The organism is Novosphingobium organovorum, from assembly GCF_022832435.1.
Classification (GTDB): domain Bacteria; phylum Pseudomonadota; class Alphaproteobacteria; order Sphingomonadales; family Sphingomonadaceae; genus Novosphingobium; species Novosphingobium organovorum.
Genome location: NZ_JALHLF010000052.1, coordinates 1 through 26,510 on the forward strand (window position 1 = coordinate 1; position 26,510 = coordinate 26,510).

The window sequence follows — 26,510 nt, forward strand, 5'->3', positions numbered from 1 at the left end:
GCAATGGGCATTTTCTGTCACCGACGGGCTAGGGCAGACGCTTACCTTTTACTAGATGTCGACGTCCGCCTGCCAGACATGCTTGCCGCGATATGATCGGCGCAAGTATGCTCCGGCCCCCAGGCGAGTTTGGCGGAAGCTATCGTTCGTGGGATCGCTATTGTCCTTGCGAACTACAGCTTCGTCGGCAGTCGCGGGTTGTTATTCAGCTGTAAACAATGCTTCCACGTTCGAGAGCGGGAGGAACATGCGGAGTTTTTGTGTCGGCAGCGAGGTGAAACCGTATGAACTATAAAGTTCGATCCTGCGTTCAACTTCGTTTGGTGAGCCACAATCGAGTACATCTAGAAGCACTACGCGGATGCCGACGGCTTCGGCTGCGCGTGCGATGCGCCTTAGGCAGTCAACGAGGAGGTCTCCTCCGTAGCCCTGGCCTTGGTAGTGGCTGTCTACCCCGATCATGGAAATGAAGGCGGCAGGGATCGTCCCATGGCCTGGGCGGTCCCGTTTGAATGTCTCGGGCAGGTTTGCATAGTGGATCGAATGGGCGTTGAGGGCGTAAAAGCCAATGATCGATCCATCGGGCTCTGTGAGGACGTGAACCCGCAGGTTGCCCGCGCGGGCGAGCTTGTTCGCCGTGCGCTTGAAGAAGTTGTCGACTTGCTCGACGCCACATGAAAAGGCCGCTCGATTATGCTTGGACGGATCGAGCGGCTCAATGATGAACTTCGCATTCGCCTTGGTGTCGGTCACTTGCTCTCGATCGTTTCTTTGTGACGAGCAAAGGCTGCGCGCAGTTTGTCGGTCGGCGCAGGGGGGCGATCCAGCGCGGCAAAAAAGGCTTCGTGATCGACTGCGCTTAGGGTCGTGCGTTCATGGGTCGAGATTGTCTCCATCGCGGCGCGATACGCGGCGTTCATCGTGAAGACGGAATCATCCACCCCCGAAAGCGCGGCGGCCTTCTGGATGGCGTCCTTGATGCGCGGCTTTGTGCGAAACGACATGCGTTCGGTGCTGCGTTCGTCGATTGAACTCGTCGCGTCGTGGTGCGGCTGCATGGCGACCTCCTTTAGGGAGGTTGGTATATGCCGATGTGGCCCATATGTCAATATTGTACGCCGATGCGGCGTACAATGCGCTGAAAAATTCGCGGTCAGAAGTGGTGGTGAGAGGTCGCTGGCGAATGCCTCTGGACATGCTCTTCGACGATCGACATACTCGCTAAATCACCGGAAAAATTAGATGTTCTCGGTGCATGAGGTAATAAATGTGGGAAATCAGCGCGGAGTGATTTGAGTAGGCGAACTTTTTCAGGGTGTTATATTTTGTCCTCAAAATCCCTCCCGCTCCGCCAAATTCCTGATCGTAGATGTTCGCAATTGCCCGGTAGAGGGCAGATTTCTGCGAATTGTTCCGAGCCTTTAGCGGAATGCGGTCGCTTCTGGCCGGGGTATGTAGGCCCGGCCTTGTTGTGCAAACAGCCGAGGGATTGCGTTCGTGGCCTCAGCCTCTGGGCCGATAGCTGCGATGCTTGCAGGCATTCCGGCGGCGTGCGGGCGCTTGGGCGTGCGGGGGGGGCGGGGCCGCGCTGCGCGGCCCGATGGCTTCACCATCCGGCTAGGCGATCCCGGCATAGGCAGCGCTGTCTGCGGGCATGTGCCAATGAGAGCATTTTCCAGTCAGGTGGATTCACCTGGCGGTTCAGAAAATACGTCAAAACAAAAGTCTTGAGCGGTTGATCGGATGCAATCTGATCGAAAGCCGCTCTAGGGCCACCTGTCAGGGGGCTGGCTGCGTTTGCCCAGGGCATCCCGATANACGTCAAAACAAAAGTCTTGAGCGGTTGATCGGATGCAATCTGATCGAAAGCCGCTCTAGGGCCACCTGTCAGGGGGCTGGCTGCGTTTGCCCAGGGCATCCCGATAAATCGGAGCTCCCTGGGCAAGCGTCGGACCGGTTAGCGCGGGGTGAGGGTCACGTGCGAAGGCGAGGCGGACAGCGCGATGGTGGTGGCGCCGCGCTCGTTCGTGCCGGTGTCGATGGTGTAGGGGCGTCCATCGGTGGTCGTCGTTGCAAAGGCGATGCGCGCGATCGGGGCGATGGCGCTGGCCGGGTCGAGCGTGAGCACAACCTTGCCGCTCTTCGTGTCATAGTCGGCCGCAGCGATCTTGCCCGCCTCGAGCGTGATCCACAGCCCTGCGGGCGCGATGAACAGCCGGCGCCGCGCGCCGTCCCTGGGCACCACGTGGACCGTCGCGCCCTTGACCGCGACGTCACCGCCAAAGCCCAGCCAGCCGAACTGCGGATGGTCGACGAGGTAGGTCGCCGAGGCGATGGCGTGGCCGTAGAAGCCCATGCCATAGTCGCCGGTGATCGCGTCCCACTTCATCATGTCGGGGTAGGAGTGGAACGCAGCCGAGCCGAAGCCTTGCTGGTCGATGTTGGTGATCCCCCCCATCATTCCGCCATAGGCCACGCGCAGCAGGTGGAAGTCCGCAGGGTCGTGGCGGAAGGCGGTGAACAGCGGCACCGCGTTGAGCGCCGAGCCGTAGTGGTGGATCTGCCGCTCGATCCGGCTGACCTTGCCGCCATAGAGGAAGTCCCAGTAACGCCGCGCGTTGCCGTTGTAGCCCCAGCTGGGGATCGTGGGATCGTAGCCCAGGATCACCTCGCGCGTCTCGTCAGCCTGCGGTTTGTAGCCGAAGTAGTCCATCCAGGCGTAGACTTCGGGCTGGCCGGTCGAATCCCAGGCCATTTCCGATCCGAACGGGTACTTCATCGAGCGCCAGTGGTCCGCGCGCGCCTTCATCAGCGCTTCCATCTCGCTGGCTTCGGCGCTCATCCCCTCGTGCTTGAGGTCCTTGAGGATGTCGAGGAAGACGTCGCCTTCCATCTGGCCGAACTCGGCATAGTAGGGCGCATCGCGCATCATCGCGACAGTGGTGCGGTAGGCCCAGGTCAGATAGTACTTCCAGTCATGCTGGGTGACGAGGCCGCGGTTGTCCCGCGCGAGGCGGTAGAGCACCCATTCGCCGATCGCGACGTGGGGGTAGTTGTACGAACGGCCAAGGTCGCCCGCGTCCTTCTTTGACCACGAGGTCCAGGTCTTCCAGTTGATCTTGGGATCGTAGTAGTCCGGAAATTCCTTGGGATCGTAATAGAAGATGCTCTTCTTGACGGCGCCCTGGTGTTCGCCTTCGGCGACCTGGAGGTTGCCGATCACGGTGGTGTTGACCAGCGTTTCGAGCCGGGCGACTTCCTCGGGATCGGGATTGTCGAGCTGCTTGATCGCCGCGGCGACCCACGAGCCCGCGCCGCCTTCGTCGCTCATGCCCGCCACCCACACGCGCGCGTCCTGGGTGATGATGCGGTTTTCCTCACGGTCGTAGGAAAGGATCGCGGGGCTGCGGTGGAACGGATCGTCCTTGCCCTCGAACCATTGCTGGTGGGTGGTGAAATGGCCAAGGTCGGCCACCACCTGCTCGAGCGGCTTGGTGATGTAGTAGCTCACCGTCTGCTTTTGCCCGTCGGCATAGGTCAGGGTCAGGCGGGCGCGGCCCCAGCCGCTGGCCTTGACGCGGTAGCGCACCCAGCCGCCAGCGGTTTTTCCAGCGCTCTTTTCCGGGGTGAGGGTGAGCGCGCCGGAGGGGAAGGATTCGATGCCCGTCACCTTGCTCGGTGCTTTCAGGAACAGGCTGGCGGTCTGGTCGGTCGGCACGACGTAGCCCGGGATGCCCACCGCGACCGGGCGCTTGTAGGCGGCCAGCGTATCCTCGATCGCGCGGATGCTGGGGGAGGTCACGAAGCGCATGCCCACGCTGCGGCTTTCGCCGGGCTGGAGCGTCAGGCTGGTGGGCGCGTTCCATTCACGCCCGGCCTTGGCCCATTCCTTCTCGGCAAAGCCCTTGCTGGCCACGGTCCAGTCGTAGAAGCCCTCGAACACCTGGCTGCGCGGGGTGTTGTCGGTAAAGTGATCGTCCTTTCTGGCCCAGGCTTTCTGGAAGATCGGCTTGTAGGCTTCGAGCGGGGTGCCCTTTTCGGGCAGCACCAGAAGCGCGGGTCCTTCGCCCGAAAGGCGCGTCACCTGCAGATACCCGGCGTCGCGCCCGATATAGGGATCGACGAAGCTCGCCTGCTGGTGCGCCTGGTCGAGGCTGCGATCCTGGATGATGTTGTCGAACACCATGGGCATGCCCAGCACCCCGATCTCGACCGGCTGCTGGCTGGTGTTGACCAGCGTGAAGCGCATGGCGAGCACGCCCTTGTCATCGAGCCAGCGCCGTTCGACTCGCAAGGGCAGGCCCTGGCCCATCGAGGCGGTGATGTCGGCGGCGGCGAGCACGCCTTTGCCACCGCGCAGCGCGGTGATCTGGCGGCGGTGCGCGGCGGAGGAAAAGTCCTGCCACGCGCCGCCCGGCGTGCGCAGGCGCAAGTGCAGGTCGCCGATGTGGACATAACCGTCGGCCGCGCGCTCGGCTTCGCGCGCGGCGGGCACGAAGTCGAAGCCCTGAACGCCCTTGGGCACCAGGCTCGCCAGCGTCTGGGTATCCGCGCGTAGCGCAAGATCGAAGGTCGGCGTCTGCATCGCCGTCTTGGCGATCGGGGGATAGACCGGCTTTGGCTTTTCCTCCTGCGCGCGGGCGGTCAGCGTGGGCACCAGCGCCGGGGTCAGCGCGGCCAGCGCCAGCGCGAGGAAGGGAAGAGGGCGTGTTACGCGCTTCATGACAGGTCCTTACTTGGCCGCCGGAGAGGCGTTGGAGTGGCTGGACGCCGGGGCGGCCGGTGGCAGGGCCGGGGGCATTTCGCCCAGCAGGTAGAGTGTGAAATAGTCGCGCAGCTTCTTCCAGAAGAAGGGCTGGTAGACCGCGTGGGTGGTGTTGGGCAGGATCACCGTGTCGACATCGCGCCCAGCGTCGATCAGCGCCTTGGCGAGCCGGAAAGTCTCGGTCACCGGTACGTTGTCGTCGATGTCGCCGTGGATGAGCAGGAGGTGGCCTTCGAGTTGTCCCGCCACCGCCATGTTCGAATTGCGCGCCCAGGTCGCTTCGTCGGCGCGGCCCATGGACACTTCGGGCCACCACGCCTTGTCGAGCCTGAGGTCATGGTTGCCCGAGGAGGCGACGCCGACCTTGAAGAACCGAGGGCGCCGCAGCACGAAGCGCGCGGTGTCGTAGCCGCCCGCCGAACCGCCGAAGACGCCCACGCGCGCGGTGTCCATGTAAGGGTACGTCTTCGCCATCTGGCGGATCAGCGCGATGTGATCGTCGATCCCCACTTCGCCCAGGTTCTGGAACGCGGGAAGCCGGAACTGCTGCCCGCGCCAGGAAGTGCCGGTCCCGTCGATCATCACCACGATCGCGCCGATCTGGGCGACGCTGCTGGCCGCGGCAAGGCGCGCCCCGGCCCAGGTGTCGGGGACCTGGTGCGTGGTGGGGCCGGTGTAGACATTGTCGATCACCGGGTAGGAACGCTGGGGATCGAAGTTCGCCGGGCGGTAGATCATGCCGTAGATCGGCGTCTTGCCGTCGGCGGCGAGGCCCTCGAACGGCTCGGGCGCGGTGTAGCCGGCGGCGCGCAGGCGCGCATCGTCGCCGCGCGCCAGCTCCTTGACGATCCGCCCGGCCGTCCCCTCGCGCAGCACCGCGCGCGCCGGCGAGGTCGGGCTCGACATCTGGTCGACGATCCAGCGCCCGCCGGGCGAAACCAGCGTTTCGTGGTCGAGTGGTTCGGGGGTCAGCGGGGTGACCGCGCCATCGTCCAGCGCGACGCGGTAGAGCGCGCGCCAGTACGGGTTGCGCGCGCGTTCGCGCCCGACGCCGGTGACGATCAGCGCGCGCGGGAGGTCCCCGGCGGCGGGCGTGGTCGCATCGACGCTCAGCACTTCCCACTCGCCGTGGGTAATCGGCTTGCCGCCATCGGGATCGGACGGCGGGACGAGGTAGAGCTGGGCCCAGCCCGAACGCTCGGAAATCGCCAGTTCGCCGCCCAGTTCGGGTGCGGGCCAGATCATGCTCGACGTGACCGTGATCGCGGGCTTGACCGCCTCGTGCGCGGCGATCGAGCAGGCGCCGGTGGCGGGCGCGCAGTAGTAGACGGTCTGCTGGCCATAGCCGCGCTCGGTCCACTGCGCGCGCGCGACGAGCTGGCCCGAAGCGGTGGTCAGCCAGTTCTCGTCGGGTGCGGCGGGGTAGAGCAGCTCCTCGCGCGGCACCGCGAGCGGGACGATCCGCGCGGCGCCGCTGGCCATCGCCGCGCGCACGTCGATCACGAAGCGCGTGGCCTTGGGCAGCGCTTTGGCCCCGGCAAGCGGGTAGATATAGTGGAAGCTGCGTGGATAGAAGCGTCCCGGCGGGTTCTGCTGGGTGATCGAGAGCGGTTCCACCCCGCGCGTGTCGAGCCGCCAGGACAAGAGGTAGCGCCCGTCGGGCGACCATTGCGCCGAAACCGGCAGCGCGGGCTCCTCGCTGTCGGCGGCAAGGATCTGGTCGAGCTTGGGCAGGTCGCGCCCATAGGGCTGTTCGCGCGTGCCGTCTGTCGTCAGCGCGACTTCGCGTCCGCTGGCGATATCGCGCGCATAGAGATTATAGTCGCGCGCGATGATCTGCATCGTGCCATCGGGCGAGACGAGGCCGGGTGCCGGCGATGGAGCCGGCGTCTCCAGCGCGGTCGCTGCGCCGCCGGGGGCGATTTTCCAGCGCCTGCCGAGCGCTGTGAACGTCACCGCGCCGCTTGCGGTATCGTAGTCGAGCGCGCCGATACGGGCCTGTTCGAGGGTGAGCGCTTTGTCGGCGGTGTGGCGCAAGGCTGCGAGCAGGCTCGCGCTCGAGGCGATCTCGCGCGTCGCCAGGCTGGCGAGGTCCAGATAGATGTAATGGTGCGCGCCGCTCGATCCGGTCTGGTAGAGCAGGCCCTGCGCCTTACCGTGTGCGTCCGCGATGAAGCGCGGCGCGATATCCGCATTGTCGATCAGCGCGCCGAGCCTGTCGCGTCCGAAGGCGTCCGCCTTGGCATAGCGTTGCGCGATCGGCGCCTGAGGCGGCAGCGAGCGGTTCGTCGCAGGCGCGGTGACGGCCTCTTGCCCGCACGCCTCAGCGCCCGCCAGCGCGGTCCCCAGCGAGAGGGCAAGGCTCAACGCCAGCGCGCGCCGCGCGCCGCGCGTTCGGCTCGAGCGGGGTGGGCAGGGGCGGAAAGGGGGCAGCTTGGTCACGGTTTCGGGGCATCCCTCTGGCCTGGGGTGTGGCCGTGGGATGCCGCCTCGGGGGCGGAGCGTCAAGAAAAATATACGATATATAATCGGAGTAATTCGGACCGGGCGTGCCTGTCACAGCGCCCGATCATGCCTTCAGGGTTGGGCCAAGTCATCGGATTCATTGGATTGTCCCAAGCCTCGTGCGAGGGGATTGACACATCGGGTGACAGGGGTATCAATAACGTATACGATATTCGATAGGAGTGAGCGAGATGAAGGCCAGTCGGCGCGAATGGATGGGGGGCGTGGCCGCGCTGGCGTTGTGCGGGGTTCCGCTGCGCGCGCTGGCGGCCGGTGTGCGCCCCGCGCTCGCGCTGCGCGCCGAGCCGGTGCCCTTGACCGACGTGCGGCTCTCCGCCTCGGACTTTGCCACTGCGGTGGACGTTAACCACGCCTACCTGCTCTCGCTCAGTCCCGACCGCTTCCTGCACAATTTCCGCAAGTACGCCGGGCTCGAACCCAAGGCGCCGATCTACGGCGGCTGGGAATCGGACACCATCGCGGGCCATTCGCTGGGGCACTATCTCTCCGCGCTGGTGCTCACCTGGCAGCAGCTGGGCGATGGCGAGTGCCGCCGCCGCGCCGACTATATCGTGGACGAGTTCGCGCTGTGCCAGGCGCAGCGCCAGGACGGCTATTTCGGCGCCCTGGGGCGCAAGACCAAGGACGGCACGATCGTCGACGGGCAAAGCGTCTTTGCCGAAGTGAAGCAGGGCATCATCAAGTCGGGCGGGTTCGATCTGAACGGCTCGTGGTCGCCGCTCTACACCGTCCACAAGATCTTCGCAGGCCTGCTCGACGTGCACGCGGGCTGGGCCAACGCCAAGGCGCTCAGCGTGCTGGAGGGGCTTGCGGGCTACTTTGCGGACATGTTTGATGCGCTTGACGATGCGCAGATGCAGGAACTGCTGGGCTGCGAATACGGTGGTCTGAACGAGAGCTACGCTGAACTCTACGCGCGCACCGGCCAGGCGCGCTGGATGCAGATCGCGCAGCGCATCCACGACAACCGCGTGCTCGACCCGCTCGAGGCTGGCGAGGACAAGCTCGCCAATTTCCACGCCAACACGCAGGTCCCCAAGCTGATCGGTCTGGCGCGCATCCACGAGTTGACCGGGGCCAAGGCGCCGGGCGAAGGGGCGCGCTTCTTCTGGGAAGCGGTGACGCAGCATCACAGCTACGTCATCGGCGGCAACGCGGACCGGGAATACTTCTCCGAGCCCGACACGATCGCCCAGCATCTTACCGAATCCACCTGCGAGCACTGCAACACCTACAACATGCTCAAGCTGACCCGTCAGCTGTGGTCCTGGCAGCCCGATGGCGCGCTGTTCGACTATTACGAGCGCGCGCATCTCAATCACGTTCTTTCGGCGCAGAACCCGCACACCGGCGGCTTCACGTATATGACCCCGATGATGAGCGGGGCCGGGCGCGGCTATTCGCAGCCGGGCGAGGAGGCGTTCTGGTGCTGCGTGGGCTCGGGCATGGAAAGCCATTCCAAGCACGGCGATTCGATCTACTGGCAGGGCGAGGACACGCTGTTCGTCAACCTGTTCATCCCCTCGCGCGTGGCGTGGAAGGCCAAGGGCGCGACGTTCTCGCTGGCCACCGGCTATCCGTTCGAGGGCGAGATCGCGCTCACGCTCGAGGCGGTCAAGACCCCGCGCTTTACCCTTGCGCTGCGCATTCCGGCGTGGAGCAAGGGCGCTGTCGCGCTGACCATCAACGGGGAGGCGCATCCGGTCACCCCGGTCAACGGTTACGCGCTGATCGAGCGGCGCTGGAAGGCGGGCGACGTGGTGGGCTATTCGCTCCCGCTCGACTTGCGCTTCGAAGGGGCCGAGGGCGATCCCTCGGTGGTCTCGGTGCTGCGCGGGCCGCTGGTGATGGCGGCCGATCTCGGCCCGGTCGAGGTCGAATGGAAGGACGTCGAACCCGCGATGGTCGGCGAGGACCCGCTGGCCGCCTTCCACCCCATCGTCTCGGACCGCCCGCGTTACCAGACCAGCGGTATCGTGCGCCCCGGTGACCGCATGTTCGTGCCCTTCTACAGCCAGTACGAGCGGCGCAGCGCGGTCTATTTCAAGCGCTTCTCCGAGGCTGGCTGGAAGGCCGAGGAGGCCGCCTATCTGGCCGAGCAGGCGCGCCAGAAGGATATCGCGGCACGCTCGATCGATGTGATGCACCTGGGCGAAATGCAGCCCGAGCGCGACCATGACCTGACCTCGGAAATTTCCTACCCGGCCGCCTATCGCGGGCGCAACGGGCGCGATGCGCGCTCGGGCGGGTATTTCGAATTCACGATGAAGGTGAAGCCTGGCCCGCTGCTGCTCTCGGCGACGTATTGGGGGTCGGAGCGCGCGCGTGTGTTCGACATCCTCGTCGATGGGCACAAGCTGGTGACGCAGACATTGAACGCCGATCAGCCGGGCAAGTTCTTCGATGTCGACTATCCCATCCCCGAGGCGATGACCAAGGGCAAGGCCAGCGTGCGGGTGCGCTTCGTGCCGCACGATCGCAGCTCGGCCGGACCGGTCTTCGGAGTGCGCGTGTTCACCGCCAAGCCGGCCCCGGCGGCCTGAGCGGGGCGGCGATGACGATGCCGGCCACGGATAACGCCGAGACTGTCCACCTGACGCTCGAGGAAGCCGATGCGCTGGCGCGCGCGGTGCTCGAAGCGGCGGGGCTGGCGCCCGATCACGCCGCTGCGGTGGCCGCGACGATGGTGGCGGGTGAACGCGATGGCTGCGCCTCGCACGGGCTCTACCGCCTCCTGGTCGCGGCGGCCTCGGTCGAGAAGGGCGTGGCGGTGCCCGATGCGGTGCCGGTGGTGAGCGAGCCCGCGCGCGCGCTGGTGCGCGTCGATGGCGGCGGCGGCTTTGCCCAGCTGCCCTTCGAACGCGGCAAACAGCGGCTGGTCGAAAAGGCGCGGGCCGGGGGCATCGCGGCGATGGCGCTTACCAACGTGGTCCACTTCGCCGCGCTCTGGCCCGAGGTCGAGGCGCTGGCGAACGAGGGGCTGGTGGCGTTCGCCTTCACCCCCAACCACGCCTGGGTCGCACCGGCGGGGGGAACGCAGCCGGTGTTCGGTACCAATCCGATCGCCTTTGCCTGGCCGCGCGGCGGCGGGCGCGAACCGTTCGTGTTCGACTTTGCGACGAGCGTGATCGCGCGCGGCGACATCGAACTGCACCGCCGCGCGGGCAAACCGGTTCCCGAGGACTGGGGCTACGACGCGCAAGGCCAGCCGACCACCGAGGCCGCTGCCGTGCTCGAAGGGGCGATGCGCACGTTCGGGGGACACAAGGGCTCGGCGCTGGCGGCCATGGTCGAACTCATCGCCGGGCCGTTGATCGGCGAGATGACGAGCGCGGAATCGCTCGCCCGCGATGCCGGGCGCAAGGGCTCGCCGATCGGCGGCGAACTGATCATCGCGATCGATCCGGCGGGCTTCCTGGGCGATCAGGTCGAGGCGCATCTCGACCGCGCCGAGGCGATGTTTGCCGCGATCGAGGTGCAGGGCGCGCGCCTGCCGGGGACGCGCAGGCTGCTTGCGCGGCGCCATTCGCAGGCCCATGGCCTGACCATCGCGCGGGCTTTTCACGCGGAAATCGAAGAACTTATCCAGAGGGGCAAAGACCATGACACGACCAGCCACACCGTTCGGCCTGCGGGCACTGTTCCTGACCGCAACGGCGCTGGCGGTGCTGCCCATGACGGCTGAGGTCGACGCGGCGCCCCCTTCGGCCCCGGCCGCCGCGCCGCTTTCCGAAGCGGGCGGCGAAAGCGCGACCGACAAGGCCTTCGAGGCGATCTACACCGCCGAATGGGACTGGCGCCAGAAGCAGTCCGAGCCCGACGAGGACAGCAAGAACCCCGAACTGGTGCTGCCCGATATCGGGCCCAAGGCGCAGGCCGCCAAGCTGGCGCGCTGGAGCGCGGTCGAAAAGCAGCTGGCCGGGATCGATCCGGCAAGGCTGAGCGCGGCCAACAAGATCAACCTGGCAGTCTACCAGAGCCAGATCGACGCGCTGCTCGCCGCGCAGCAGTTTCGGGAATACGAAAAGCCGTTCAACGCCGACACCAGCTTCTGGGGCAATCTGGCCGACTGGGCGCGCCAGCCGATCAGCGACGAGGCGGGCGCGCGCAACTACCTCGAGATGCTGCGCGAGATCCCGCGCTACTACGATCAGCAGATCGCCAATATGCGCGCCGGGATCAAGCGCGGCTTCACCGCGCCGCGCGTGACGCTGACCGGGCGCGATGCGGGGATCAAGCTGGTGATCGCGGCGGCCACGCCGCAGGACAACCCGTTCTACGCGCCCTTCAAGGACCTGCCCGATACGATCCCGCAAGCCACCCGTGCGGCGCTTCAGGCCGAGGCCGCGCAGGTCATCGCGCAGGGCGTCGTTCCGGCGCACACCAAACTGCTGGCGTTCATGGACAACGAATACGCACCGGCCGCGCGCACCACGCTGGCGGCCTACGATCTGCCCGACGGCAAGGCGTACTACCGTTCCAAGATCCGCGAGTTCGTCACGCTCGACAAGAGCCCGGAGGAGATCCACCAGCTCGGCCTCTCCGAAATGGCGCGTATCCGCGCGCGCATGGAGGCGGTCATGCGCGAGGTGAAGTTCACCGGGACGCTCCCGCAGTTCTTCGAGCACTTGCGCACCGATCCGCAGTTCTATCCCAAGACCCCCAACGAACTGCTGTACCGCGCGGCGTGGATCGCCAAGACCTTCGATGGCAAGGCCTCGCAATACTTCGGGCACCTGCCGCGCAGCCGTTTCGCGATCAAGCCGGTGCCCGCCGACATCGCGCCGTTCTACACCGGCGGACGCGGAGGGCCGGGGATCTACCTCGTCAACACCTACGACCTGCCCAGCCGCCCGTTCTATTCGCAGATCGCGCTGACCTTGCACGAAAGCGCGCCGGGCCATGCCTTCCAGATGCCGCTCGCGGCCGAGAACAAGGATCTGCCCGCGTTCCGGCGCGACACCTATATCTCGGCCTATGGCGAAGGCTGGGCGCTCTATTGCGAGGCGCTGGGCGAGGACATGGACATGTACGAGACGCCCTACGACCTGTTCGGGATGCTCAGCTACCAGGCCTGGCGCGCGGCGCGGCTGGTGGTCGATACCGGCATCCATTCGCAGGGCTGGACGCGCAAGCAGGCGCAGGACTACCTGCGCGACAACACCGCGCTGTCCAACCACGAGATCGAGACCGAGGTCGATCGCTACATCTCCTGGCCGGGGCAGGCGCTGAGCTACTACATGGGCGAACTGGCCTTCCTTGACGCACGCGCCAAGGCGAAGCAGGCGCTGGGCCCCAAGTTCAACATTCGCGCCTTCCACGATGCGGTGCTGCAGATCGGCTCGGTGCCGCTGCCGGTGATCGACCAGCGGGTCGACCAGCTCATCGCCGATGGCGGCGTGGGACCCTACCCCGACGAGGAATGACAGCGATGAAGACGATCTGGAGGGCGGCGCTTCTGGCCGCTGTGGGCGTGTGCGCGGCGTGCGCGCCGGTTCTGGCGAGCGCGGGCGGGGCGCAGGGGGAGGCCCTCCCGCAAAAGCGCGAGCTCGACGTGCCGGGCAATCCGATCCTGGCCGACGGAACCTATTACTCGACCGACCCGGCGCCGTTCGTTGCGGACGGTAAGCTGTGGATCCTGGCCGGGCGCGACATGGCCGCGGCCGACGTCAACGACTTCATCATGCCCGAATGGCAGTTGCTTGAGACCGCCGATCCGGCCTCGCATCACTGGACGCATTATCCCGCGATCGCGCGGCCCCATGACGTCTTCGCCTGGGCCGAGCAAGGGCGCGCCTACGCGGGGCAGATCATCCAGGGGCCGGACGGGCGCTACTACATGTACGCGCCGGTGATGGAGGCCCATTCGGACGCCAAGGACCGCTTCGCGATCGGGGTTGCGGTCTCGGACAACCCGGTCGGGCCCTGGCGTGATGCGCATCCGGCCGGGCCGATCGTCTCGCAGCGCGTGCCGGTCGCCAACGATATCCAGAACATCGATCCCACGGTGATGATCGACGAGGATGGCCGGGTCTACCTCTACTGGGGCACCTTCGGGCAGTTGCGCGGGATCGAACTGGAACGCGACATGATTACCGTCAAGGGCGCCGAGCGCAGCTTGACCGGGCTCACCGGTTTCTTCGAGGCGCCCTGGATCCTGAAGCGGCGGGGCACCTATTACATGCTCTACGCGGGCAACCAGGCGGGACCGAATTCGGACTGCACGCCGGCGGTCTACCACGCCTGCATCGCCTATGGCACCGCACCCGCGCCGTTCGGGCCCTGGACCTATCGCGGGGTGGTGCTCGGCCCGGTCTCGTCGACCACCTCGCATTCGGGCGCGGTCGAATTCAAGGGGCAGTGGTACCTGGCCTACCACACTGCCGATGCGATAGGGGGCGGGCATTTTCGCCGTTCGGTCGCGCTCGACACGATGGACTGGGACGACAGCGTGACGCCGGCGCGGATCCGCAAGGTGGTGCCAACGCGCCGCCCCGGACCACCGCCCGTGCCCACCCGCAACATTGCGATGCGCGCGCAGGCGCACGCCTCGAACGAGCCGGTGCCGTTGCAATACTGGATTGCCGCGCTCAACGACGGGGTGACCAAGGCCAATCCGCTGCCGCCCGACATGTGGGGCAGCTGGCGGCCCGACAATCCGCCCAGCCAGTGGATCGAATACCGCTGGGAGAGGCCGGTGACGCTGAACGGCGCGCGCATCTGGTTCTGGAACGACCAGCCTGCCGGTGCCTCCGTCGGCGTGGCACCGCCCGCGCGCTGGCACATCGAATACTGGGACGCGAAGGCGCACGCGTGGCGCGCGGTCCGTGCTGAGGGCGCCTATGGCACCGTGCCGGGGCGGTTCCAGGCGGTGGCCTTCGCCCCGGTCACCACGCGCTGCCTGCGCGCGGTGATGGAGGCCTCGGGCAAGGGCGCCGCGCACGCCGGGCTCGCGGTGCAGGAGTGGGAAGCGCTGGCGCCCGAGATGGCCTTGCCACAACCCGCGCCCAGCGCCCCGGTCGCGCCGTGTGGGGGGTGATATTTTGTCGGACTAAATATTACGCGACGGCGTAACAAATGGACGGCTCCGGGTCTCCGGGGTCGTTTTTTGTATATATAATTCAGTATGTTGATTTTTTTTCGTGGTTATTTTTCCGTGTTTCCGTCTCGTGACATTTCTCCTTGACTCATATCTAATATTATAGTTCGTATACGATATATGGGTGCGAATACATCCGAAGGGGAAGGTCAATGAGGTTCAGGGGATTGTTGAATGTGACGTCGGCGATGGCGATCGTCGTCGCGGTGTCGAGCCCGGCGCTCGCCCGCGCGGCGGACACGGCCGAGGCGGCGGGCAAGGACGCCACAGCCGAGGACGCCACAGCCGAGGACTACGATAACGCCTCGATCGTGGTGACCGGTGTTCGCGGCTCGGTCGAGAAGGCCGCCGAAAAGAAGAAGAAGGCGGCGCAGATCGTCGATTCGGTCGTTGCCGAAGACGTCGGCAAGCTGCCCGACAACAACGTCCCCGAGGCCATCGCGCGCGTTGCCGGTGTGCAGATCAGCCGCGAACACGGTGAGGGTACCGACATCTCGATCCGCGGGATGACGGACATCAGCACGACCATCAACGGCTACGAGGCGACCACCGGGGTCGGCCGTTCGATGACTATGGCGGACATTCCCGCCGAGCTGATCAAGGCGGTCGACGTCTACAAGACGCGCACGCCCGATCAGGTGGAAGGCGGCATCGCGGGGACGGTCAACGTCGAACTGCGCCGTCCGCTCGACCTCGAGCAGGGGCTGACCGTGGCGGGCAGCTTCCGCGAGGTGTTTTCAAGCATCGGCAACACCAAGAGCCCTTATGGCAGCCTGCTGGTGGCGGACCGCTTCGACACCGCGATCGGCGAGATGGGCTTCCTCATCAACGCCTCGTACACGAAGAACCACTACAACGAGACCTTCGCCGAAAGCGAGACGCCGGGCACCTTCTTCAGCACCGATGCGGAAAGCCTCGATGCTGATACGGCCGGCACCACGATCGCGCCCTACGCGGTCAACTACGGGGTCGAGCAGGGGCGGATCAAGCGTCCCTCGATCAACGCCGTCTGGCAATGGCAGGCGACCCCCGAGCTCGATTTCGTGGTCGAAGGCACCTACTTCAGCAGCCACGAGAAGATCGCCCGTGACCGCCTGCACCTCACCGTGCGCAACGGCAATTACGACCTGTCCGACCTGTCTTATGTCGATAACGGCAATTCGGACTACCAGACGGTCGGATCGGTCACGGAAACGGCGGCGAGCGGGTCGATCGTGGGCGGACCGCAGTCCTATTATGAACGCAACTATTCGGACAACTACAACGGCAACTTCGAAGCGCACTGGCACGGCGATCACACAAAGATCAATTTCAGCACGCAGTACAACAAGTCGCGCCGCGAATACTACGGTATCCTGACCGAGTACCGCTTCAATTCGCTCGACAGTGCGACGGTCGACTTCGATTGTTCGATCGGTGGCGGCGTGGGTCCGTGCGTCAGCTTCAACGGCGTCGACCTGTCCGATCCCAGCCAGTATTCCCTCTACAACGTTCACGACGAACGCGGGCTGGAGCATTCCAAGAACTTCGCCAGCCAGGTCGACGTGACGCAGGACCTTTCCGACACCGGCCTGCTGCGCACCTTCCAGATGGGTGTGCGCTACTCGAACCGGAAGATCAGCTACCGCTACGGCTATCGTGACAGCTATCCCGAAGTCGATGGCGAGATGGTCTCGCTGACCGATTTCGGCTACCCCTACGAAACGACCTCGCCCGACCTTGCGGGCGTGTCGAGCTGGTATCACCTGACCGGTTCGTCGCTGATGCGCAATTTCTCCTCGATCCGCGACTGGCTGCAGGACAATGCGACCTCCGGTGACTGGAGCACGCAGTATCCCAGCCTGAACCTGGGCAGCGGCTATGCCTCGCACGAGCAGTCCTTTGCCGCCTACGGCCAGTTCAACTACGCCTTCGACATCGGTGTTCCGATCGACGGCGTGTTCGGCGCGCGCGTCGTGAATACCTGGGGCAACAGCAGCAGCGCGTCCTACAGCTACGACGACGACTGGAACGAGACGATCACCAACTCGTCGGGCAAGGGCAACTACCTCGACATCCTGCCCAGCTTCAACGCCATCGTCCACTTCACGCCCAAGCTGCAGCTGCGTCTGGCCTGGACCAAGAACGTCTCGCGGCTCGACTTCTACGCGCTCAGTTCCTACCGCATCGTCCAGTCGGCCAACTCGATCGTCTACGCGGGCAATCCGGACCTCAAGGCCTATACCGAGAACAGCTACGACGCTTCGCTCGAATACTACTTCGGCAAGGCTGGCTCGCTGTCCTTCGCGGCCTATCTCAAGAAGCCCAAGGGCTACATCTACTATTCGGGCGAGACCGAATATATCCCCGAGCTGGGTGACTACGGCACGGTCTACACCAACCGCAACGCCGGTGGCGGTACGTTCCAGGGCTTTGAACTGGCGGGCCAGACCTTCTTTGATTTCCTGCCGGGCATCTGGAGCAACTTCGGCGTCTCGGGCAACCTGACCTGGCTGCGCAAGGGTAACATCCAGTACCCCGACGGCGAGGACGACAACGCGGTGGGCATGTCCAAGCTGACCTACAACGCGGCGCTTTACTACGACGATCACCGCTTCAGCGCGCGTGTCGCGTGGAACTACCGTTCGCGTTATCGCACGGCGGTGTTCTCCGACTATCCCGAGTATTCGCCTTACATGGACGCGACCTCGCGTCTCGATGCGGCGATCAACTACACGCCGAAGGAATTCGTCACTTTCAGTCTGGAGGCCACCAACCTGCTCAAGGACAACGCGCAGATGTGGTGGGGCAAGGACCGGCTGCTCCCCTACGGCGTGCGTCTGCAGGCGCGCACGATCCAGACCGGCGTGCGTTTCCGCTTCTGATCGGGCGCATTGCGATGATCGGATGAACGACGGAGCCGCTCCTTGCTTGCAGGGGCGGCTCCGTTTCGTTTTGGCGCTTCCCGTTCCCGTGTGCGCTTCGTCACGCCCGCGCGAAGGCACGAGGGCGTAATACCAAGGCGCGAGGCGCTGGCCTCGTCGGGTCTTGGTGCAAGCGCGCGACGAACCGCGCGTAGCGGACGCCCGGATGCAAAAAGCGCCATTGCATCACCTAAAATAATATCGTATACGATATCAGACTCAACAACCCCTTTAGGAAGTATTTTTCATGGCAATTGGTTGGAAGGGTGTTTTCCCGGCGGTCACCACGCAGATTCGCGAGGACATGTCGATCGACCTCGCCGATACGCAGCGGGTCGTCGACGACCTCATCCGCGACGGCGTGACCGGGGTCATCGCCCTTGGTACGGTGGGTGAGAACAACTCGTTCGAATATGACGAGAAGGTGGATATTCTCGCGGCCATCGTCGAAGCCGTGAACGGGCGCGTCCCGGTGATCACCGGGACCTCCGAATACGATGCCCCGCGCGCCGTGCGCTGGGCCCAGGCGGCCGAGAAGATCGGCGCCGACGGGCTCATGCTGCTGCCCCCGATGGTCTACGTGCCCCAGCCGCACGAACTGGTCGCGCACTTCAAGAGCGTGGCGCAGAGCACCGCGCTGCCGATCATGCTCTACAACAACCCGCCCGCCTACCGCACCGCGATCACCAACGCGGTGCTGGCGCAGCTGGTCGATGTCGAGAACATCGTTGCGGTCAAGGAATCGGCGCCCGACAGCCGCCGCTTCACCGACGTGAAGAACGCCTTCGGGGACCGCTTCGTGCTCTTCGCCGGGCTTGACGACGTGGCGCTCGAAGGGCTCTTCCTGGGCGCGCAGGGCTGGGTTTCGGGTCTTACCAACGCCTTCCCCAAGGAATCGGTCGAACTCGTCAGCGCGTTCGAGCGCGGCGACTTCGAGAAGGCGCGTGAGATCTACCGCTGGTTCATGCCGCTGCTCCACCTCGATGCCGAGCACGATCTGGTGCAGTCGATCAAGCTTGCCGAACAGGTCATGGGCCGTGGTTCGGAGCGCGTTCGGCCCCCGCGTATGCCGCTCGTGGGCGAACGCCGCGCGCAGGTGATCGCCATGGTCGAGGAGGCCGCGGCCACGCGCCCGGTGCTCACCCCGGCCACCGCAGCCTGACGGACGGCCCCATGCGCCATACGTTCTTCTGCATCGATGGCCACACCGCCGGGAACCCCGTCCGCCTCGTCGCGGGCGGGGCTCCGCTGCTCAAGGGCGCCACGATGTCCGAGCGTCGCCAGGATTTCCTCGCGCGCTTCGACTGGATTCGCACCGGCCTGTGCTTCGAGCCGCGCGGCCACGACATGATGTCGGGCGGGTTCCTCTACCCGCCGACCGATCCGGCCAACGACATCGGCATCCTGTTCATCGAGACCTCGGGCTGCCTGCCGATGTGCGGCCACGGCACGATCGGCATCGTCACCTTCGGGCTTGAACACGGGCTGATCCAGCCCGCGACGCCGGGCCTGCTGAAGGTCGAGGTGCCTGCGGGCACGATCGCGATCGCCTATACCACGCAGGGCAACAAGGTGACCTCGGTGAAGATCACCAATGTCCCGGCCTATGTCGCCGCGACGGGGATCGCGATCGACGTCGAGGGGATCGGCCCGCTCAGCGTCGATGTCTCCTACGGCGGCAACTACTACGCCATCGTCGAACCGCAGGGCGGCTACACCGGGCTCGACGATCTGGGCGCCGAGCGTATTCTCGCGCTCTCGCCCAAGGTGCGCGCAGCGGTGCGCGAACAGTTCGAGCCGGTCCACCCGCTCGACCCCACCATTCGCGGGGTCAGCCACGTGCTCTGGGCCGATCGTCCGCGCGGCGAAGGCGCCGATGGGCGCAACGCGGTGTTCTACGGCGACAAGGCGATCGACCGCAGCCCTTGCGGCACGGGCACCTCGGCACGGCTTGCGCATCTCGCCGCGAAGGGCAAGCTCCAGGTTGGCGAGAGCTTCGTCCACGAAAGCTACATCACCAGCCGCTTCATCGGCCGGGTGGAGCAGGAGGTGATGCTGGGTGATGTGCCCGCGATCGTCCCCTCGATCGAAGGCTCGGCGATCCAGACCGGGTTCAACACCCTGTGGATCGACCGCGAGGATGCCTTCTGGGAAGGTTTCCAGGTCACCTGACCGCCGATCGGGGGGCTCTGGCGCCCCGGCTTCCTTGCGGGCACGCTGGCCACTCTGGGCCAGCGGCCCGTTTTCCCTTTCAAGCAACAGGTTTCCCGTCATGCCCAGCCCCCGCCGCCCGCTCGCTTCCCTCCTGCTGGCCGCGTCGGTGGCGCTGCCGAGCCTGGCCTTCTCGCTGGCGGGAAGCCCTGCGCTGGCCGATCCCAGCCCGGCGCAGCTCGAACGCTCGGTGCATCTGCGCGAGGATTGGGAATACCTTACCCGCGACGTGAGCTGGCCCGCGACCTGGACCGCCGACGGCAGCGCTTTTTCCTACCGCAAGACGGTCGAAGGCGGCTTTGCCTTCGAGACGGTGACGCTGGCCGGGCTGGGCCGCGCGCCCGCGTTCGATCAGGCCAGAGTCGCGCAAGGGTTGAGCGCGGCGCTGGGCGAGACGATCGCCCCGCTGCGCCTGCCGTTCGAGGAATTCTCCTACGCCGACGACGCGCGCAGCGCGATCCTGTTCACGATCGACTACACGCCCTGGCGGTGCAGCCTTGTCGACTACCACTGTGCGCAAGTGTCCTATCCGGGGCGGCCGCGCGGCTTCGGGGTGGTGCGCGATCTCAGCGTTCCGGCCGACGACACCCCGCGCGTCTCGCCCGACGGGCGCTGGCGGGCGGATGTCGAGGACGACAATCTCGTCGTGCGCGACGCGGCGAGCGGCACGGTCGTTCAGGTGCGCTCGCGCGACGGTTCGGCGGGCGATTTCTACGATCCCGAAACGATCGCCTGGGCGCCCGACAGCCGCCACCTGATGGTCTACCGGGTCAAGCCGGGCTACGCGCGCCACGTCCTGCGGGTCGAAGCCGCGCCCAGGGAGAGCCTCCAGCCGGTGCTGCGCAGCCAGCTCTACCCCAAGCCGGGCGATGCGGTCGACCAGGAACAGCCCGTGCTGTTCCGCGTGGCGGACGGGCAGGAGAGCGTGATCGACAACGCGCTGTTCCCCAATCCCTACCAGCTCTCCGATCCGCGCTGGCGCACCGATGGCAAGAGCGTGGAGTTCGATTACGCCCGGCGCGGCTTCCAGCAGGTGCGGATCATCGCGGTGGATGCGCAGACCGGCGCGGCCCACGCCGCCGTGACCGAGAACGCGAAGACGTTCGTCTACGCCGATCGGCGTTTTTCCCACGATGTCGACGGGCTGGGCAAGGCGATCGTCTGGGCTTCCGAGCGCGACGGGTGGAACCAGCTCTATCTCATCGACGGGCGCGACGGGCACGTCATCCGGCAGATCACCAAGGGGCCCTGGGTGGTGCGCGAAGTCGTCAAGGTCGACGATGCGGCGCGCCAGGTATGGTTCGCGGCGAGCGGGATGAATCCAGGGGAGGACCCTTATTTCGTCCACTACTACCGCATCGATTTCGACGGCACGCACCTCGTTGCGCTGACCCCCGAGGCGGCCAACCACGAAGCGCGCTTCGCGCCCGACATGCGCCATTTCGTCGATACCTACTCGCGTCCCGACCTGCCCACCGTCAGCGTGCTGCGCGATGCGCGCGATGGCAAGGTGGTGGCCAGCATCGCCAGGGGCGACATCAGCCGCCTCACCGCAGCGGGGTTCCATGCGCCGGAAGTGTTCAAGGCGAAGGGGCGTGACGGCAAGACCGATATCTGGGGGCTCGTCGTGCGCCCGACGAACTACGATCCGGCCCGGAAGTATCCGGTGATCGAGAACATCTACGCCGGGCCGCACGACAGCTTCGTGCCCAAGACCTTCTGGCCCTTCGGCTACCATTCGGGCGGAGACAAGGTGATCGGGATGCAGATGCTGGCCGATCTGGGCTTCATCGTCGTCCAGATCGACGGGATGGGCACGGCCAACCGGTCCAAGGCGTTCCACGACGTAGCCTGGAAGAACCTGCAGGATTCAGGCTTTCCCGATCGCATCGCCTGGCACAAGGCGCTCGCCGCCAGGGACCCTTCGTACGACATCAGCCGGGTGGGCATCTACGGCGCCTCGGCGGGCGGCCAGAGCACGCTGAGCGCGCTGGAGTTCCACGGCGATTTCTACAAGGCAGGGTTCGCCATGGCGGGCTGCTACGACAACCGCATGGACAAGATCAGCTGGAACGAACAGTGGATGGGCTGGCCGGTCGATGCCTCCTACGCGGCGGCTTCGGGCGTGGACAACGCCTGGCGGCTGCAGGGCAAGCTGTTCCTGCTGTGGGGCGAGCAGGACAGCAACGTCGATCCCGCGTCCTCGCGCCAGGTGGTCGATGCGCTGATCCGTGCGGGCAAGACCTTCGACATGCTCGAGGTGCCGGGGGGCGAGCACACCGTCGGCCGTTCCACCGGACCGATCGACTACGTGGCGAAGCGCATGTTCCGTTTCTTCGTCGATGCGCTGCAGGATGGCGGCGCGGCGGCTTCGCCCAACCACCAGACCAACTTCACCACGCCGCCTGCGGGGTGGGGGGCGCGCTGACGCGGCGCCCGCGAGGCGACACGCGGGAAAGACGCCAGGGTCCGAAAATCGAAGCCCGCCCGTCCCTGGGAGAGGACGGGCGGGCTTCTTCGCGATCCCGGTCCGGTCCGCATGGGTGCGAAGCGACGCGCCCCGGACCGGGATCGGATGGAAAGCGCGCGCCCCCGTCCGAGGTCGGACGAACGGTTGGGGCGCGTGTTTCCGTTGGGAGCTCAGGGGCTGACGATCAGCAGCACGACGCCGTGAGCGGGCACCGAGTAAAGAGGGACGAGCGCGGGGGCGGTGGTGCCGCTCCACGCATCCTCGACCCGTGAAACGGACGCCAGGCCGGCATCGGCGGGGGTGAGTGGAGCCTCGATGGCGCTCTCGCCCCGGTTGAACAGCGCCAGCGCGACGCGCCCGTCGGCCAGCGGCTTGGCCCAGACTTCGCGCGTGCCGTCCTTGCGCATCGCCTGGCCCTGCACCCCGCGCGGGTCCTGGTCGATCGCGATGACGCGCGGGTTGGTGAGGATCGCCAGCGTCGCTGCATCGCTCTTGCGCAAGTCGTGGCCCATCATCAGCGGGGCTGCGGACATGGCCCATAGCGCCATGTGGCTGCGGTATTCGTCCGGGCTCATGCCGCCGTTGCCGATTTCGAGCATGTCGGGATCGTTCCAGCCGTGCGGGCCTGCGTTGGCGGGCTTGCCGTTGTGGTCGAAGCCGATCTTGGCCATCGTCGCATAGTTGTCGGTGATGTCGCCGGTGGTGCGCCACAGCTCGCCGCCCACGCTGCGGCCCCATTCGCCCACGTCGAAGCGGCCGTATTCGCACAGCGAAAAGAGGATGGCGCGCCCGGTTTCCTGCAGCGCCTTGCCCATCGCGTAGTAGCTGCGCATCACCGTGTCGCGGTCGTTGTAGAACCACTCGCCCGAGCACAGGTCGTATTTGAGGTAGTCAAAGCCCCAGTCGGCGAAGGTCTGCGCGTCCTGCTGCACATGGCCGTAGCTGCCGGTGTAGCCCGCGCAGGTCTTGGGGCCTTGCGAGGAGTAGATGCCGATCTTGAGCCCGCGTGCGTGGACGTAGGCGGTCAGCGCCTTCATGTCGGGAAACTTGGCGTTGGGCCGCAGCGCGCCGTCGGCGCCGCGCGTGCCCTGCCAGCCATCGTCGATGTTGACGTAAGTGTAGCCCGCATCACGTAGCCCTGAGGAGACCATCGCATCGGCCATTGCGCGCACGGTGGCATCGTCGATCGCGGCGCCAAAGCTGTTCCAGCTGCTCCAGCCCATCGGCGGGGTGGGGGCGAGCGTGGCGTGGAGCGGGGCGCCCATCGCGGGTAACGGGACGGGATGGAAGGCGCGGGCCTCACCCTGCGCGCTGGAGCCGCGGGTGCCGGTCACGTCGATCGCGTGGTACCAGATCTTCCCGGTCAGGCGGGCCTTCCCGTCCCTGAGCGCGACGTGCCAGGTCTGGGTGGGGTGGTCGCGATCGTTGATGTTGTCGGCCTCGAAGACCAGCTCGCCCTTCTCGATGCGCGCGTGGTGCATGGGGATCGCGCCGTACCAGGCGGTGGTCACCTCGCCCTCGATGGCGCTTCCCTTGGATCGGATGTCCATCATTGAAATGCCGGGAGTGGCGGGGGTGCCGTCGAACAGCCAGACCCCGTCGAAGGCGCTGCGTGCCTGTGCAGGCAGGGCGCTGGTCGAGTAGAGGGCGATGGCCGTGGCGGCGAGGAGCGCGCGCGCGCGAACACGGCGCGACAGGGAGGGACGCGGCAAGGGAGATCTCCGGTTGGACAGGGGGCGTCGGACGGTGACGGCGTGAAACGAACGTACGGCGTCACCGGGCAGGGCGGGTCAGGACTTGGCGGCCGCCTGCTCCTTGCCCGCGTGGCTGCGGCTGCGGCTGTAGAACACGTAGAAAGCGAGGCCGATCGCGTTCCACTTGCCAAAGCGGATCAGCGTGTCGCTGGGCAGGCTGAGCAGCAGGTAGGTGCAGCCCAGGATCGCCAGCGTGCCGACCACATAGGGCTGCGGGCAGCGGAACAGGCGCGGCAGGTGCGGCGCGCGGCGGCGCATGATCATCAGGCTCGCGCCAACCGCGATGAACGCGACGAGCGTGCCCGCGTTGGCCATCTCGGCGATCTTGTCGAGCGGGAAGATCCCCGCCACCGCCGCGATCGAAACCCCGGTGATGAGCGTGATGCGCGCGGGCGCGCCGGTGCGCGGATTGATGTGCGCAAGCCAGCCGGGCAGCAGCCCGTCGCGCGCCATCACGAAGAACACCCGGCTCTGCCCGTACATCATCACCAGGATGACCGAAGGCAGCGCGATGACCGCGGCGAGCGCGATGAGGTGCGCGGCGAACGGCTGGCCAAGGTCGCGCAGCACGAGTGCAAGCGGCTCGGGCGAATTGGCGAGATCGAGGAAGGGCAGCGCGCCGACGGCGGCGATCGCCACGCCCATGTAGATCGCGGTGCACACCAGCATCGAGCCGACGATGCCGATGGTCAGGTCGCGGCCCGGATTCTTGGCTTCCTCGGCCGAGGTCGCCACGGCATCGAAGCCGTAGAAGGCGAAGAAGACGATAGCTGCGGCGGCCATTACCCCGCGCTTTTCGCCTCCGTTTTCGGTGCTGGCAAAGCCATAGGGCATGAACGGATCGAGGTTGGCCGACTGGAAATGGGGCAGCGCGATGGCGACAAAGACGCTGAGCGCGGCCAGCTTGATGACGACCAGCACGATGTTGAGCGTCGCGCTTTCGCGCGTGCCGGCCATCAGCATGCCCATGATCGCGAGCGCGACGAGCACCGCGGGCAGGTTGACCAGCCCGTCATCGTAGGGGCCTGCAAGCAGGGCGTGGGGCAGGGCTATCCCGGCCGACTGGATCCAGCCCACCAGATAGCCCGACCAGCCTACCGCCACGGTCGAGCAGGCGAGCGAATATTCGAGGATCAGGCTCCAGCCCACCACCCAGGCGATCGTCTCGCCCATCGCGGCGTAGCTGAACGTGTAGGCGCTGCCCGCCGCCGGGATCAGCGTGGCCATCTCGGCATAGGCGAGCGCGGCGCAGGCGCAGACCGCGCCCGCGATGGCAAAGGCCAGGATGACGGCGGGACCGGCGCGTTCGGCGCCTACGCCGGTCAGCGTGTAGATGCCCGTGCCGACGATCGCGCCGACCCCCAGCGCGATCAGGTGGGGCCAGGAAAGGGTCTTGGCAAGGCTGTGCCCGGAGGTGCGGTTAGCCAGAGATTCGAGGGATTTTCTCGGTCCGAGCATAGAGGGTCCTTGGCCTGGAGACGGGGTGGGGAAGGTCAGCCGGACTGGCTGACGGCAAAATGCGCGCGAAGGTCTTCGAGCGTGGCGGCGATATGATGGGTCAGCAGCTTGCGCACCGCTTCCTCGTCGCGCGCGAGCCAGGCCTGGAGCAGGTCCTTGTGCTCGCCATGGGCGCGGTCCTCGCGGCCGGCGGGTTCGAGGTGGGCGATGACGTAGCGTTCGGCGAGCACTTCGAGCCGCTCGACCTGCTGGGTGGTGAGCAGGCGCTGGCCGGGGCGCACCAGCGTGACGTGGAATTCGCGGTTGCGCACGCCGACTTCGGGCAGGTCCGTCTCGGCCGCCTTGTCGAGCCGCTCGAACGCCTCGATCGCGGCGGTGCGTTCCGCCTCGCTTGCCATGCGCGCGCCGCGCGCGGCGGCGGTCGGCTCGATCAGGAGCCGCAGCTCGTAGATTTCCTCGGCCTGGTCGGTGGTCATCGGCTGGACGAACCAGCCGCGGTTAGGCTGGCTGGTGAGCAGGCCCTCGTGTTCGAGCCGGGCCAGCGCCTCGCGCAGCGGGATCTTGCTGACGCCCAGTTCCTTGGCCAGCGCGTCCTGACGCACGGGCTCCATGTCGGACAGCTGCCCTTCGATGATTCTCTCCCGGATCACTTCGAAAATGCGTTCCGAAAGGGTGCGAACGACGATCGTCACGGTTCAGGTCTCCAAAATACCGCAGGCGGCCGTGCGGCGCCCTTGCGGGTTGAACCGTATAATATAGACGGGGGGTGAGAACGCTGCAATTGCTGGTTTTCACCAGGCGCTGTGGGCCGGTCGATGCAGCCCAGTCGATGCGGGGCGCGTGCGGGGCCGGTACGCGTTCGGCGCGGATGATCGTTCGCGATGTTCATCGGTGAATGCCCTCTTGCCGAACGCCTGAGTTGAATATAACGTATACGAAATACACAAGGGGTCAATGGAGTTTTTTAGATGGCGCACGTCGCAATCGTCGGGGGCGGAGTGGTCGGCCTATCGTGCGCGGTGGCGCTGCTGGATGCCGGGCACCGGGTCACCCTGGTCGATGCGGATCGTGCGGGCGATGCAGCTTCGTGGGGCAATGCGGGCCACATCGCAACCGAGCAGGTCGCACCGCTGGCCTCTCACGCGACGCTGCGCTCGGTTCCTTCGCGGCTGTTCCTGACCGGCGGCGCGCTGGCGCTTCCCCTGCGTGAGATCGCGACCTGGCTGCCCTTTTCGCTGCGGCTGGTCGCGGCGGCGGCGCCCGCGCGCTTCGCTTGCGGGGAGGCCGCGCTGGAGGCTCTGCTCGGCCGCGCGCTCGATGCCTG

The 26,510-nt window shown here is 66.3% G+C and carries 16 protein-coding genes; 9 read left to right on the top strand and 7 right to left on the bottom strand.

The window, feature by feature from the left end:
- Positions 1-201: 201 nt before the first annotated feature.
- The 4 genes from MTR62_RS12870 to MTR62_RS12885 form a co-directional block, all read right to left on the bottom strand.
- Positions 202-753, bottom strand: a complete 552-nt coding sequence (locus tag MTR62_RS12870; RefSeq protein WP_244021515.1) for a GNAT family N-acetyltransferase — start codon at positions 751-753, stop codon at positions 202-204.
- A complete protein-coding gene (locus MTR62_RS12875; protein ID WP_244021517.1) occupies positions 750-1,058 on the bottom strand; it encodes a type II toxin-antitoxin system TacA family antitoxin in 309 nt (102 codons plus the stop codon). Before MTR62_RS12875 ends, MTR62_RS12870 begins: the two co-directional genes overlap by 4 nt.
- 899 nt (positions 1,059-1,957) lie before the next feature.
- Entirely contained in the window at positions 1,958-4,723 is a 2,766-nt protein-coding gene (locus MTR62_RS12880; RefSeq protein ID WP_244021519.1) for a DUF5695 domain-containing protein, read from the bottom strand.
- A 9-nt stretch (positions 4,724-4,732) separates the two neighbouring features.
- Positions 4,733-7,207 carry a S9 family peptidase gene (locus MTR62_RS12885; RefSeq protein WP_244021521.1) on the bottom strand — a complete coding sequence of 825 codons (2,475 nt, stop codon included), beginning with the start codon at positions 7,205-7,207 and terminating at the stop codon, positions 4,733-4,735.
- 254 nt (positions 7,208-7,461) lie between these two features.
- On the opposite strand from MTR62_RS12885, the gene MTR62_RS12890 reads away from it, so the two are divergent.
- From MTR62_RS12890 to MTR62_RS12925, 8 genes are all read left to right on the top strand, one after another.
- Complete coding sequence (locus tag MTR62_RS12890) at positions 7,462-9,834, top strand: glycoside hydrolase family 127 protein (protein ID WP_244021523.1); 2,373 nt, start codon at positions 7,462-7,464, stop codon at positions 9,832-9,834.
- An 11-nt stretch (positions 9,835-9,845) separates the two neighbouring features.
- Positions 9,846-10,976 carry an Ldh family oxidoreductase gene (locus tag MTR62_RS12895; protein WP_327194410.1) on the top strand — a complete coding sequence of 377 codons (1,131 nt, stop codon included), beginning with the start codon at positions 9,846-9,848 and terminating at the stop codon, positions 10,974-10,976.
- Positions 10,894-12,717 carry a DUF885 domain-containing protein gene (locus MTR62_RS12900; RefSeq protein ID WP_244021525.1) on the top strand — a complete coding sequence of 608 codons (1,824 nt, stop codon included), beginning with the start codon at positions 10,894-10,896 and terminating at the stop codon, positions 12,715-12,717. Before MTR62_RS12895 ends, MTR62_RS12900 begins: the two co-directional genes overlap by 83 nt.
- Positions 12,718-12,722: 5 nt before the next feature.
- Positions 12,723-14,330, top strand: coding sequence for a family 43 glycosylhydrolase (locus MTR62_RS12905; RefSeq protein ID WP_244021526.1), 1,608 nt, complete (start codon positions 12,723-12,725; stop codon positions 14,328-14,330).
- A gap of 236 nt (positions 14,331-14,566) precedes the next feature.
- A complete protein-coding gene (locus tag MTR62_RS12910) occupies positions 14,567-17,254 on the top strand; it encodes a TonB-dependent receptor (RefSeq protein WP_244021527.1) in 2,688 nt (895 codons plus the stop codon).
- A 286-nt stretch (positions 17,255-17,540) separates the two neighbouring features.
- Complete coding sequence (locus tag MTR62_RS12915; protein WP_244021528.1) at positions 17,541-18,455, top strand: dihydrodipicolinate synthase family protein; 915 nt, start codon at positions 17,541-17,543, stop codon at positions 18,453-18,455.
- 11 nt (positions 18,456-18,466) lie between these two features.
- On the top strand, positions 18,467-19,465 hold the full coding sequence (locus MTR62_RS12920; protein WP_244021529.1) for a 4-hydroxyproline epimerase: 999 nt from the start codon (positions 18,467-18,469) through the stop codon (positions 19,463-19,465).
- 100 nt (positions 19,466-19,565) lie between these two features.
- Positions 19,566-21,932, top strand: coding sequence for a DPP IV N-terminal domain-containing protein (locus MTR62_RS12925; protein ID WP_244021530.1), 2,367 nt, complete (start codon positions 19,566-19,568; stop codon positions 21,930-21,932).
- Positions 21,933-22,144: 212 nt separating this feature from the next.
- Here MTR62_RS12925 and MTR62_RS12930 read toward each other — a convergent pair whose 3' ends face one another.
- The 3 genes from MTR62_RS12930 to MTR62_RS12940 form a co-directional block, all read right to left on the bottom strand.
- Positions 22,145-23,686 (bottom strand): glycoside hydrolase family 27 protein, encoded by a 1,542-nt coding sequence (locus MTR62_RS12930; RefSeq protein WP_244021531.1) that lies wholly within the window; start codon positions 23,684-23,686, stop codon positions 22,145-22,147.
- Positions 23,687-23,764: 78 nt separating this feature from the next.
- The gene (locus MTR62_RS12935) at positions 23,765-25,186 is read right to left on the bottom strand and encodes an amino acid permease (RefSeq protein WP_244021532.1); all 1,422 of its coding nucleotides are present in this window, start codon (positions 25,184-25,186) and stop codon (positions 23,765-23,767) included.
- Positions 25,187-25,221: 35 nt separating this feature from the next.
- Complete coding sequence (locus tag MTR62_RS12940; RefSeq protein WP_244021533.1) at positions 25,222-25,878, bottom strand: GntR family transcriptional regulator; 657 nt, start codon at positions 25,876-25,878, stop codon at positions 25,222-25,224.
- Positions 25,879-26,154: 276 nt separating this feature from the next.
- Between MTR62_RS12940 and MTR62_RS12945 the strand changes: the two genes are divergently transcribed.
- Positions 26,155-26,510, top strand: a 356-nt coding sequence (locus tag MTR62_RS12945) for an FAD-dependent oxidoreductase (protein WP_244021535.1), incomplete at its 3' end; no start/stop codon positions are given.